Here is a 13,042-nt window from a genome sequence, read left to right on the forward strand (position 1 = left end):
ATCCCCCTTTTCTTTTAATACTAACATAAAATTCTGATTATTTTAGACACAAAAAAACCTATGCATTACTGCATAGGCTCTGTACGATATTTTGCTTCTACTCGGTAAATGCGATGACCTTTACTAGAGAATTTCTCTTCGTACTCAGTCATAATGTTACCTTCAAAGTCGCTGTTATGAAGATCTAAGCTTAAGTAAGTTAGTAACATACCATACTCCGCCATACTCATAAGAGAATATTCAAATAAACCTTGGTTATCTGTTTTGAAATGAATTTCTCCGCCTTCTACTAACACTTCTTCATAATTGCGTAAAAACGTTTTGTACGTTAAACGACGCTTCGTATGACGTTTCTTTGGCCATGGATCTGAGAAGTTTAAATACACGCGATCGATCTCACCTTTTGCAAAGAAAACTGTTAAATCTTCAGCATCTTTATTAATTAACTTTAAGTTCGGCAATTCTTCTTCAATTAATTTATCCAGTGCATCTACAACAACACTTGTGAATTTTTCAATTCCAATATAATTAATATGTGGATTGGCTTTTGCCATATCATACATAAAGCGGCCACGACCTGTACCTACTTCGATGTGAATGGGTTGCTCATTTCCAAATACTTCTTTCCAGTTACCAGCGCGCTCCTCTGGGTTTCCGATTACGATATGTGAATACTCATTAATTCGATCCATTGCATATGGTTTATGTCTTAAACGCATAGATGTTTCCCTCTCTTTACATAGCTATTTTAAAGGAATAATTCCTTCTTTCTGTTTTTAATCAATCTACCAAACAAAAAACCAAGTACGTACGAGCACTCGGTCCGTTTCTTTCAAGTATAAGATGTACCATTTTGATAAAAACTACATACAGCATTAAACATTCCATGACGAAACAGCTTTTTCTCTTACTTTTCTAAGAAGAGAAAAACAATCGAAAGGATGATCCGTTCATGCCAATTAATCAACAACATCAATTAGAAGTGCTGAAAGATATTTTAGTCAATCACCAAAGTGATTGTTGCGGGACAGTTTCTGAATGCGAGCAATTAGAGCGTCTCATTCAATCGTTACTCGCAAACGATAATATAAGTAGTGACGCTAAAGCAATGCTAAACGATGTATATTCTTATAGTCAATCGGGTAAATCTTCCTCTAATTTGGACAACCACATTTCCAATAATCAAGAACAACTTACTCAGTGGATTGCTGGAATGGACAATTTTTCTTAAGTATTACTCTGAAGCAAGTAGTTGCTGTAAATATTGATGCCAATATTCAGCTTCTGCTTGCTGTTTTTTTGTTGTATGCCATTGAATAGACAAAATCGTTTGTGCTATCACATACCATCTCATACGTTTAAGCAGCGATTCATCCATTTCAATATCATAGTAACCGAGCCACTCACTCCATTCTTGGCGCGGAATGTACCAATATAATAACATACCGAGGTCTAGAGCTGGGTCAGCAATTACAGCTCCATCCCAATCAATTAAAAACAACTCATCTTCATCCGACAATAGCCAATTGTTATGGTTTACATCACAATGGCATACAACGAATTCGTTGTATTCAATATCTTTTAATGAATCCATTAAATATTGAAGACCTTGTTGAATTGTTTCCTCATCCCTTATATCTCCTCTTAACACAAGTTGCAGTTGTTGTAATAACTCTTGTGCGTGAAGCGGCTGCTTCCCAAGTCTCTGAATCATCTGCACAAGTGCTTTAGAGGAGTGTATTTTCTTCAAAAGTTTCGCAACACGTTCTAGTTTCATATCCTCTGGCTCTAACTTCTGTCCCGGAAGCCATTTTTGAGCAGAAATTACATCACCGTTCGTTACCCTTCTTGTCCAAAGTAATTTTGGAACAATTCCTTCTGCTGACAATACCGCTAAAAAGGGCGATGTATTCCGCTTTAAAAATAACCTCTGTTGTCCGTTTTGCGCAATATATGCATCGCCCGTTACTCCACCAGCCGGTACAAGACTCCACTCTTTTCCTAATAATTGTTCCAACCATTCCATATTCATTACCCGTTAACAAATCCTTATCTTTTATAGTTATGAAAAGAAAAACCGCAACATTTCTACACATGTTGTGGATTCATATATATTTTACTGTAAATGAAAAGAAAATTTGGCATAAGCCAAAAACTCTCTATTTTATTTTACAAAACCAGCCATAGAATGACAACTTATCAAAATCGTCACCTTTGTCAATTCTACATTTATTACATTCTCACCGTCAAGTAGCGATTTGTCACATTATCGTCAATATATACGTGCTAATCGGAGCGAGCCTAAGTTCCTTTCCTCTAAATGAAGAAATTGGCTCTATTTTCGCTTGCTTTTCGTTTACTAGCACATGCCACGTTTCTTCTTTCGGCAGTTGCACCGTTTTCGCTTCTAAACTGCTATTAAATAAAACGACAATTTCTTTCCACGGTCCAAACGACTCTACATTTTCTAAATGATATGCAAGTACTTCTGGGGATGTTTGTAAAAAAGTCATATGCTTTTTTATAAGGTCTGCATTTTGTAACCGGAATGCTCCGTGCTCTTTACGAATCGCAATTAAACCTTTTATATAGTTAACGGTCTCTATTTCTTTCTCTTTTCGATCCCAATCTAATTGATTAATTTCATCATTTGCATTATAACTATTTTCATTTCCTTGCTTCGTACGATAAAACTCTTGCCCAGCATGTAAGAAAGGGATGCCTTGCGACAGAATCACCATTGCAGTTGCTAGCACGTGACGTTTTTTCAAAATCTCTTCCGACTCTTCATTACTGCGCATTAGTTTATCCCACATCGTCATATTGTCATGACATTCTACATAGTTAATGCTTTGCACAGGCTCTAGAAACAAACCTGTTTCTTTCATACTCAAAAGGCTTCCTGATGCAATATACTGCAAATGATTACAGTCTACATACCCACCAAATGCAAAACCACGTTTATTTATATGAAAGGTACTCCCTTTTATCCCATCACGAAATTGATCATTAAATTGCGCAATATGCGGCATTTTCTTTGCGTTATTTAACGTTGCTTTTTCCTCTAGAGGAAGTGGTGTTTGTAGATCCCATCCTTCTCCTAATAGCAGTGCATCTCGCTTTATGTTTCGCACTTCTTTTTCTATTATATTTATTGTATCAACATCTAAAATTCCCATTAAGTCGAACCGAAATCCATCAACATTGTACTCTGTAAGCCAATATAAAATAGACTCTACAATGAATTTCCTCATCATTTTCCGTTCAGATGCTATATCATTTCCGACTCCCGTCCCATTAGAAGGCATACCATTTTCACCATGACGAAAATAATATCCTGGAACAAGCTTTTCAAATGACGATAGCTCTCTTTCATACACATGATTATATACAACATCTATAATCACCCTAATGCCATGCTCATGAAATGTTTCAATCAGCTGTTTACACTCTACGATCCTGTTATACGGGTCAGAAGGATTTGTAGCATAAAATCCCGTTGGTGCGTTGTAATATAATGGATTGTAACCCCAATTATACGCAGAGGAAGGGTTTGCCTCATCTACACCACCGAAACAATATAAAGGTAATAGTTCAACATGTGTAACACCTAAATCTTTTATATGAGACAAACCTGTTAACGTCCCATTTTGTCCTGTTGTTCCTTCTTCCATTAGCCCTTTATATGTTCCTTTTTTACTCACTCCACTATTCGGATGAATAGTAGCATCACGAATATGCAGTTCATACAATATGGCATCTGTCATTGCTTGTAAAGGTGGTAATTGCCCTCGCTTTGTTACATTCGTCTTTTCCAAATCAATAACAACGCCGTACTTCCCATTTACAGTCACTGATTTTGCATAAGGATCCACAGCTTCGTTCCATATTAAATTTATACAAACAAGAAATGTATAATTTTCTCCGGCTAAATCGCCTTGTAATGTATGAGCCCATACTCCATTTTCTTCTCTGTGCATTTCGTGATCGGTATATTCTTTATCACTTTTATAAATTCTTACTTTCGCAAGCCTCGCAGTTGGAGCCCATACTTTAAATGTAGTTGCTTCCTTTTGGTGTACTGCCCCTAAATCTGTACCTTCGTAATAATACTTTTCATCGAAAATCGCTGTTCTTATGACAGCACCTATTTGTAAATCTGTTTCTTCATTCCGTTCATCTCGTACTGTATAATACTTCCCCACATCTAGCGGCTCTTCTATAAAGCACTCATACTTCGTTGCATCCGGAAGCGCAATTGTATGAGCAATCGGTAAATCTTTCACGTTACTTCCTTCTTGCAAACGAAATGTCCGACTTGTTCCATACGCATGTGGGAGCAAAATTGTAATTTTATTCATTTCATCTAAATAGGCATCAAATGGACGTTTTACTTTCAACATAAAAAAATCACCATCATTCTTAAAGTTAAAATGAAACGAGCTGCAAATGATAAGGCTTTTCTTATCAGCGAAGCCCTATACAGTAACACATTGTTCTTTATAGTATATTCACCTGTATAAAAAACGTTTTCATACATTCTATTTTTGTAATTTTATTTCAGCAATTGCTTTATATTTCGGTGTCTCCTTTACGTGAGATTCGTATAAAGTAATCGTATCCGCTTGAAATGATATTTCAGGCACTTCCTTTATATGTTCTAAATTAAACTTTTCTTCTCCTACCCATTTACGTGCAACAGTAATATGCGGATGATATGGGCGTGTTTCTAAAGAAAATCCATTCTCTTCACACATAACATGTACTCGCTTTTGCAATTGAAACAAATCTTGATTTCCTCTTACCTTTGCCCAAAAAATACGCGGCCTGTCTTCCATACCAAACGTTGAAAATCCTTGTAATGTGAACGATAGTTCTTTCATTTGTATAAGTGTTTGTAATCCATTCTTTATTCCTTCTAATTGTTCCTCTGTCGCACTACCTAAAAACGAAAGGGTAACATGATAGTCTTCTTTATGTACCCATGAACGAAATGGTAATTCCTCTTGCATTTCCTCTTTATAGTTAGACAGCATTTCTTTTATATGATTTGGTAACGTAATCGCGACAAAATAATGCAGTTCCATGTACATCTTCTCCTTCTTTCTATTGTTGCTTTTCTTTCTTATCTCATTCCATTAAAAAGAATCCAACTTCCCTACAAGTCTAACCAAGTTCAGGTCGCGTTAATAGATGAAATGATATCGACATTTCGACAAGGAACATCTGCTTACCAACAAACGACACGTAATAGAAAACCGTCCCAAAGAATGTATCGGGACGGTCTTTTATTATTTATATATCCATTACTTCGCTAATTCATAAATTGCTTGCGCGTAAATTGCTGTTGCTTTTAATAAGTCTTCAATTTCAATATACTCATCTTTTTGATGCGCAAGTTCTTCTTTTCCAGGGAACAATGGGCCAAATGCAACACCAGCTTTTAACGAACGAGCGTAAGTACCACCGCCAATTGCTAATAGTTCTGCTTTTTCACCTGTTTGTTCTTCATATACGCGCTGCAACGTACGAATTAATACGTGGTCTTTATCAACGTGATGCGGACGAGAGTTTGAATAATCAGCTACTTCAAATCCATGAGTACCCACATATTCTTTTAACTTTGCAATCATTTCTTCAAAGTTAGTCGTAACTGGATAACGTACGTTTAATCCTAAATTGCCACCATTCTCTTTCGTATAAGAAAGGCGACCAACATTCACTGTTAACGGACCACTAACCTCATCTTTATAAGCGATAGTAGCCTTTTCACCATAAATATCACCAATAAATGTTGCTGCTACAAATGTCGCAAACGATTCCCCTTTTCCATCAAGAGCAACTTTCGTTAAGAAGTTTGCCAGTAATAAACCTGCATTTTCTCCTTTTTCAGGAGTAGATCCGTGAGCTGAAACCCCTTTAATTTGCAACGTTACTGTATTACCTTCTACAATTGCTTCACCTATTTTTTTAGCAGTTTGTAAATACTCTTCATATGCTACTGTAAGTGCACTTACATCCTCTCCTGTAACAACCGCTTCTGCAAAATCAGGAACCATATTTAAACGGCGACCTGACTCAAATGAAACAAGTTCATATGTACCTTTCTTCTCTTCACTACCATTTTGCACAACTTGTATATCAGAAATTCCTTTTTCTGCATTAATAATTGGAAAGTCCGCGTCTGGCGCAAAACCGATTGTTGGCATTTCTTCGTTTTTAAAGTAGTGATCTACACATTTCCAATTGCTTTCCTCATCTGTTCCTAAAATCATACGAACACGTTTTGAAAGAGGTAAACCTAATTCTTTCACAATTTTCATCGCATAGTAAGCTGCCATCGTTGGGCCTTTATCGTCAATTGCACCACGTGCAAAAATCTTTCCATCGCGAATATCTGCACTATATGCAGGAGTCGTCCAGCCATCTCCTTCTGGTACAACATCAACGTGACAAAGAATACCTACTAATTCTTCTCCTTGTCCCATTTCAAGATGACCTGCATACCCTTCTAAATTTTTAGAAGTAAAGCCTTCCGTTTCTCCTTTATGTAACATGAAAGATAAAGCTTTTTCTACACCTTCACCGAATGGTGCGCCCTCTTTCGCCGATTCTTCTTCCCATACACTTTTAATTTGTAAAAATTGTTGTGTATCACGAATTAAATCATCTTTTCGTTTTGCAACTTCTTCTGTCCAATTAATTGCTGACATCACGCATCCATCCTTCACTATATTGTTTCTTTCATCATAACAAACCGAAATCTCTTATGCCATATACGAAAACCAAATACCGAACAATTGTAATATTTCAGATATTTCTTATTAGTTTTTCTTTTATTTTTTCAAAAAAATTTGCAGGAATTTGGCGTTTTACGTAGAATTTTATGTGTTAGTTGACTGACCATATATACAATGTCAACTACCAATATTTTTCTATATGAATATTTGTTAAATTTCTGTAAAATTTAAGTAGATTAAAGCATGAATTTTATCATGTAGAGTACAATGGTAGTAACGACCTTCTTTCCTGAATGGGGTCAAAAAAACTAGTAGAGGAGTGGTTTTCTCTTGAAACCTACAACTACTCGTATGCTAACACGCATTAAATCAATTTATATGTACATCAATGAAAACGGAACGGTAACGACGAAAGACCTTGTAGATGAGTTCGGGATCACACCGCGAACGATACAACGTGATCTAAATGTGTTGCAGTTTAATGAACTCGTGTATAGCCCTTGCCGCGGTAAGTGGACAACAACAGGAAAGAAAGTGAGAATGACCTCATAACGAAAAATAATTGTATGTAAATAAATACATACCCCTTTCTAACTCATTAGAAAGGGGTCTTTTCTGCATCTAAAAATAGCACTATTTCTCAGTATCTACTTGATATGTTTTTAACATCTCTACTTCTTCCTCTGTTAACTCTCGGTATTGTCCAAGTTCTAGCTCTTCATCTAACACTAACGGTCCCATCTCTGTTCTCTTTAAGTAGACTACTTTTTTCCCTACCGCTTCAAACATACGCTTCACTTGATGGAACTTTCCTTCTGTAATGACAAGCTCGATTTCAGAAATATCATCGCTTTTTAATATTGTAAGTGCACCTGGCTTTGTCTCATAGCCATCATCTAAAATAACACCTTTAGCAAACTCTTTTACATCCTCTTCCGTTACTACTCCTGCAACGTGTGCATAATATTTTTTCGGCACATGCTTTTTCGGAGATAACAATTGATGTGATAACTTCCCGTCATTTGTTATTAATAAGAAACCTTCTGTATCAATATCAAGTCTTCCCACTGGGAACGGATTAAAAATCGCATCTTCTAACTCTAATAAATCTATTACCGTTTCATGATTATCATCTTCTGTAGCTGAAATAACGCCTTGTGGTTTATGCATCATTAAGTAGACAAACTCTTTATATTCCACGACTTCACCGTGAATCATAACTTCTTGTTCTTCTACATTTACATGAACCTTTGCATCTTTCACCGGTATTCCATCAATTTTCACAACGCCGTCTTTCAATAATTTCTTTACTTCTTTTCTACTTCCATATCCCATATTTGCTAATAATTTATCTAATCTCACGTTTTTCACCTTCTTTATTTATCATAGAAAAGGGGACGTAATTACGCCCCTTTTGATTTCAACTTTATTTTCAATCTATTGCCAAGTTTACGCTGGATTTTCTCTAACGCTTCTCCGCCGAATACTCTTTCAAGTACTCCTGTGCGAATTGCTAACAATCCGTAAACGAGACCGCCAAGACCTGCACAAATCGCAACTGTAATAAGAGCGCCAACTCGGCCATCCGGCGAAATCATGAAGGATAGAATCCATTGTGATAGTTTTACGACCACAACCATTACAAATGTTAATACTGCAATTTGGAACGTTCTCTTATATACAACACCGAATGAATAGTGTGCGTATTTTTTAATTTGTTGATTTGTGTACCAAACAGAAGCTAAGAAACCAACAGCTGTTGCTAGAATCGCCCCTACTGTACCGAAATAACGAATAAAGATTACGTTACATACAAATTTCAAAATAACACCCATTATAAGTGCGATAATCGCATGCTTTTGTTGGTTAATACCTTGCAAAATTGCCGCTGTTACTGTAAATAAAGCAAATAACAACGCAACCGGTGCATACCACATTAATACTTGTCCACCTAATGGATCTGAATCGTAAAATGCAGTATAAATCGGATAGGCAAGTGATGAAATACCGACAACTGCTGGCAATGTTAAGAACATATTTGCCTGGAATGTTTGTGTAATTTGTAACTTTAAATAACGGTATTGCTTTTCAGTAAATGATTTTGTAATCGCTGGTACGAGCGTTAAACTAAACGCTGTCGCAAGTGATACAGGAATCATAATTAATTTATGCGTCCACATTGTGAAAATACCGAGCGCTCGCTCTGCAATATCACCTTGGCCAATCGCTTGCATAATTGAGTTAAATGTCAATGTATCAATTTGTTGATATAAAGGAATTGTTAACCCAATTACAACGTAAGGAATCGCATATGCAAATAATTCTTTAAATAATTGAACAGTACTCACTGTCGATTCTGGTACAGTTTGTTCAATTAAATATTGATCCAAATGTTTTTTACGTTTTAGCCAGTACCAAATGAGTACACCGAGCGCTCCAACTGCTGAAACGAATGCAGCAAATGTCGCTACCCCAACTGCTGTTGCAACTGTACCGCCAAGTACTTTAATAACGATAAAACTACCCGCTAATAAAAAGACGATACGAATAATTTGTTCAATAATTTGCGAAACAGTAGTTGGTCCCATCGATTGGTGACCTTGGAAATAACCACGAATTAAACTCGCTGCCGGCACAACAATAAGCGCAAAACTTACAAGACGAATAATCGTCGTAACTTCTCCTATATTACTGTGTACACTTTGTTTACCAAGCATTGCTTCTGCAAACAACGGCGCCGTCATGTACAGTACTAGGAATGAAAGAACTCCTGTTACTATCATCATAACCATTCCCGAGCGGAACATTCTCCGGCTCGTTTTATAATCGCCAAGCGCATTATATTTGGAAACGAATTTTGAAACAGCAAGCGGCACCCCTGCCGTTGCAATACTTAAAAAGATCGTATATGGAATGTATCCATATGTATAGAGCGTTCCGCCTTCTGTCCCTACTAATGCATGAAACGGAAAGACGTAAATCATGCCTAAGAACTTCACTAAAAATGTCCCTAACGTAACGATAAGCGTTCCGCGCAGAAATTTCGAATCGGACATACAAAAATCCTCCTACATCTACATAAAGTGAAACTATAATAAATTGAACTATTCGAGCATTCGAGAACTATTAGACTTCCCCTAACTCATAAGGTTTTAGTCCTATGGCCCACAAATAGCAGGATAGTGCTGAACTCTAACTTTTGTATTGTACCACAATTCTCTCCTTAAGCAGTACTTCACTCTATTTTTCTTTTAAGGGAAAACATGCTATTCTTTTAGGCAGGAAATGTAGAAAATGAGGTCGATATATTATGCATTATGATGTTATTGTCATCGGCGGTGGGCCTTCTGGGCTAATGGCTGCAATCGGTGCTGCAGAAGAAGGCGCAAGCGTCTTACTTCTTGATAAAGGAAATAAACTAGGGCGTAAACTTGCGATTTCTGGTGGCGGCCGCTGTAACGTAACGAACCGTCTACCACTTGATGAGATCGTTAAACATATACCAGGAAATGGCCGCTTCTTATACAGCGCTTTTTCTATTTTTAATAATGAAGATATTATTACATTCTTCGAAAATCTCGGTGTAAAACTGAAAGAAGAGGATCATGGCCGCATGTTCCCTGTTTCAAATAAAGCCCAATCGGTAGTAGACGCACTTTTAACACGATTAAAAGATTTAGGTGTAAAAATCCGCACGAATACACCTGTTGAAACGATTGAATATGAAAATGGTCAAACGAAAGCAGTCGTACTAAAGACTGGCGAAGTGCTAGAAACAAATCACGTCGTTATCGCTGTTGGCGGAAAATCTGTTCCTCAAACTGGTTCTACTGGAGACGGATATGCTTGGGCAGAAAAAGCTGGTCATACAATTACAGAATTATTCCCAACAGAAGTACCAATCCTTTCAAACGAACCATTTATTCGAGACCGTTCACTACAAGGCCTCGCTTTACGAGATGTAAACTTAAGCGTATTAAACCCGAAAGGAAAAGCTATCATTTCTCACAAAATGGACATGCTCTTCACTCACTTCGGTTTATCTGGTCCTGCTGCTCTTCGCTGTAGTCAATTCGTTGTAAAAGCACTGAAAAAGTTCAAAACGAATACAGTGCAGATGAGCATCGATGCATTGCCAGAAGAAAATAGTGAACAACTATTCCAGCGCATGCTGAAACAAATGAAGGAAGATCCGAAAAAAGGAATTAAAAACGTGTTAAAAGGTTATGTTCCTGAACGTTACTTCCTATTCTTATTAGAAAAAAATGAAATTGATGGCAGCGAGCAAGCTGGACAAGTTTCTCACGAGAAGATTCGTGCACTTGTGAAAGACTTTAAAGAATTTACTGTAAATGTAAATGGTACGCAGTCAATTGAAAAAGCATTCGTTACTGGCGGCGGTGTATCCGTTAAAGAAATTAACCCGAAAGAAATGTCTTCTAAATTTACAAATGGCTTATATTTCTGCGGGGAAGTTCTTGATATTCACGGTTATACTGGTGGCTATAACATTACATCTGCTCTCGTTACTGGTAGAATTGCCGGAACCACAGCTGGAGAAAACGCGAAAATGCAATATTAAACTGAGAAACAGGGATTCCTGTTTCTTTTTTATAGGTACATGAAATTATATCGGCGATTCTGTAAATATATCAGCGATTCTGCTACTTATATCGGCGATTTTCCAAATATATCAGCGATTCTGCTACTTATATCGGCGATTTTTCAAATATATCGACTTACCGACAAAAAACGACAAATATCCCCTCCCCTTAACTTTCCATTGCTTTTTTGTTGCTTTATTTACCTTAGTACCTTTATATTTTATATTGTTGAATATTTGAAAAAGGGTAAGGGGAAAACATATGAGAAAAAAAGTCATGATGTCTTTAATGCTAATGACGTTTCTTTCTGCTGTAGAAGGAACGATTGTTAGTACAGCGATCCCTCGTATAACGAGTGATTTATCCGGCGTTGAACTTGTTAGCTGGGTTTACGCAATTTACATGCTTGCCACAGCGGTTTCAACTCCAATATACGGAAAGCTAGCTGATTTATTTGGCCGTAAAAAAGTTTTACTTATTGGAGCTACAATCTTTTTAGTCGGTTCTGCACTTTGCGGTGTCGTTACATCGATGGAACAACTTATCGTCTTTCGTGCCCTTCAAGGTTTAGGTGCTGGTGCTGTCATGCCAATTACTATGACAATCATTGGTGACTTATATGACGAAGCGAAAGACCGCGCAAAAGCACAAGGATGGATAAGTGCTGTTTGGGGTGTCTCAGGTGTTATCGGACCATTAGTCGGCGGATTTTTAGTTGATTCTCTTTCTTGGCGTTATATTTTCTTCTTAAACGTTCCATTTGGAATTATCGCTTGCTTAATGATTGCCATTTACTACAAAGAATCTATTAAGCCTGCTAAGCACCATATCGACTATCTTGGTGCAACAGTATTCTCACTAAGTACGATTGCTCTACTATACGCATTATTAACAGGTAGCAGTAAGCAAAACTGGGGAGATATAACAATTATCGGCCTATTAATCTTCGCCGTCGTTTCATTCATTATTTTCTTATTCATCGAGAAAAAATCTCCGGAACCATTAATTCCGCTAGCACTTTTCTCTAACCGTACATTATCTACGATTAATATATTAACGCTTATCGCTGGCGCAATGATTATTAGTATTACAATGTACCTTCCAATTTGGAGCCAAGGTGTATTAGGAAAAAATGCAACAGAAGCCGGACTTATTTTAATGCCAATCCCTGTTATGTGGACATTTGGAGCTATTTTCTCTGGTAACTTAGTAGGAAAATTAAAAACGAAACAAATCATTTTACTTGGGGCTAGCATTTTATCAGTCGCTACGTTCTTATTATTTACATTATCAACACATTCACCATCGTTCCTTATTTATGTGGCAGTCGGATTATTCGGCTTAGGAATGGGGCTTGTGACACCGATTTACATGGTAACAATTCAAGCAGCCGTACCAGCTCATACACGTGGAACAGCCGTTGGTTTAAACACATTTATTAATACATTTAGCCAAACGTTAGGTGCGGCAGTATTTGGCACAATCTTCAATACGATGATTCACGCACGTGGTATTAAAAACCTTGATCTTGTATCTGGCGGACATGGAGGTACTACAACAAACGTAGTAACCGAATCACAATCTGCATTAGCATCAAGTGTACACGTCATTTATATGAGCACTTTCGTATTAGCAGTATGTACATTAATTATCGCTTGGCTTTTATTAAAGCCAGCTACACAAACAAGTGAGCAATAA

At 37.1% G+C, this 13,042-nt stretch carries 11 protein-coding genes; 4 read left to right on the top strand and 7 right to left on the bottom strand.

What is annotated here, in order from left to right; genetic code table 11:
- Positions 1-65: 65 nt before the first annotated feature.
- Positions 66-719 carry a tRNA (guanosine(46)-N7)-methyltransferase TrmB gene (gene trmB / locus NST14_RS23885; RefSeq protein WP_001239380.1) on the bottom strand — a complete coding sequence of 218 codons (654 nt, stop codon included), beginning with the start codon at positions 717-719 and terminating at the stop codon, positions 66-68.
- A gap of 233 nt (positions 720-952) precedes the next feature.
- On the opposite strand from trmB, the gene NST14_RS23890 reads away from it, so the two are divergent.
- The gene (locus NST14_RS23890; protein WP_001122234.1) at positions 953-1,231 is read left to right on the top strand and encodes a YtzH-like family protein; all 279 of its coding nucleotides are present in this window, start codon (positions 953-955) and stop codon (positions 1,229-1,231) included.
- Between the two features lie 3 nt (positions 1,232-1,234).
- Here NST14_RS23890 and NST14_RS23895 read toward each other — a convergent pair whose 3' ends face one another.
- The 4 genes from NST14_RS23895 to pepV all read right to left on the bottom strand — a co-directional run bounded on the left by NST14_RS23895 (position 1,235) and on the right by pepV (position 6,713).
- Positions 1,235-2,032 carry a phosphotransferase family protein gene (locus NST14_RS23895; RefSeq protein WP_001998457.1) on the bottom strand — a complete coding sequence of 266 codons (798 nt, stop codon included), beginning with the start codon at positions 2,030-2,032 and terminating at the stop codon, positions 1,235-1,237.
- A gap of 229 nt (positions 2,033-2,261) precedes the next feature.
- Positions 2,262-4,403 (bottom strand): type I pullulanase, encoded by a 2,142-nt coding sequence (gene pulA, locus NST14_RS23900; RefSeq protein ID WP_229143050.1) that lies wholly within the window; start codon positions 4,401-4,403, stop codon positions 2,262-2,264.
- Between the two features lie 138 nt (positions 4,404-4,541).
- The gene (gene thpR, locus NST14_RS23905; protein ID WP_000418993.1) at positions 4,542-5,087 is read right to left on the bottom strand and encodes an RNA 2',3'-cyclic phosphodiesterase; all 546 of its coding nucleotides are present in this window, start codon (positions 5,085-5,087) and stop codon (positions 4,542-4,544) included.
- 219 nt (positions 5,088-5,306) lie between these two features.
- Positions 5,307-6,713, bottom strand: a complete 1,407-nt coding sequence (gene pepV / locus NST14_RS23910) for a dipeptidase PepV (RefSeq protein ID WP_001274276.1) — start codon at positions 6,711-6,713, stop codon at positions 5,307-5,309.
- 357 nt (positions 6,714-7,070) lie between these two features.
- Here pepV and NST14_RS23915 point away from each other — a divergent pair, with 357 nt between their 5' ends.
- Complete coding sequence (locus NST14_RS23915; protein ID WP_000805512.1) at positions 7,071-7,292, top strand: DeoR family transcriptional regulator; 222 nt, start codon at positions 7,071-7,073, stop codon at positions 7,290-7,292.
- A gap of 81 nt (positions 7,293-7,373) precedes the next feature.
- Here NST14_RS23915 and NST14_RS23920 read toward each other — a convergent pair whose 3' ends face one another.
- Both NST14_RS23920 and NST14_RS23925 read right to left on the bottom strand, forming a co-directional pair.
- Positions 7,374-8,102: a pseudouridine synthase gene (locus NST14_RS23920; protein ID WP_229143051.1), complete on the bottom strand. Its 729-nt coding sequence runs from the start codon at positions 8,100-8,102 to the stop codon at positions 7,374-7,376.
- A 41-nt stretch (positions 8,103-8,143) separates the two neighbouring features.
- The gene (locus NST14_RS23925; protein WP_109630349.1) at positions 8,144-9,796 is read right to left on the bottom strand and encodes a putative polysaccharide biosynthesis protein; all 1,653 of its coding nucleotides are present in this window, start codon (positions 9,794-9,796) and stop codon (positions 8,144-8,146) included.
- Positions 9,797-10,050: 254 nt separating this feature from the next.
- On the opposite strand from NST14_RS23925, the gene NST14_RS23930 reads away from it, so the two are divergent.
- Together NST14_RS23930 and NST14_RS23935 are read left to right on the top strand one after the other, a co-directional pair.
- Positions 10,051-11,322, top strand: coding sequence for a BaiN/RdsA family NAD(P)/FAD-dependent oxidoreductase (locus NST14_RS23930; RefSeq protein WP_000558878.1), 1,272 nt, complete (start codon positions 10,051-10,053; stop codon positions 11,320-11,322).
- Positions 11,323-11,605: 283 nt separating this feature from the next.
- Positions 11,606-13,042: an MDR family MFS transporter gene (locus tag NST14_RS23935; protein ID WP_229143052.1), complete on the top strand. Its 1,437-nt coding sequence runs from the start codon at positions 11,606-11,608 to the stop codon at positions 13,040-13,042.

It is taken from the genome of Bacillus sp. FSL W8-0519 (genome assembly GCF_038005585.1).
GTDB classification, from domain to species: Bacteria; Bacillota; Bacilli; order Bacillales; family Bacillaceae_G; genus Bacillus_A; species Bacillus_A paranthracis.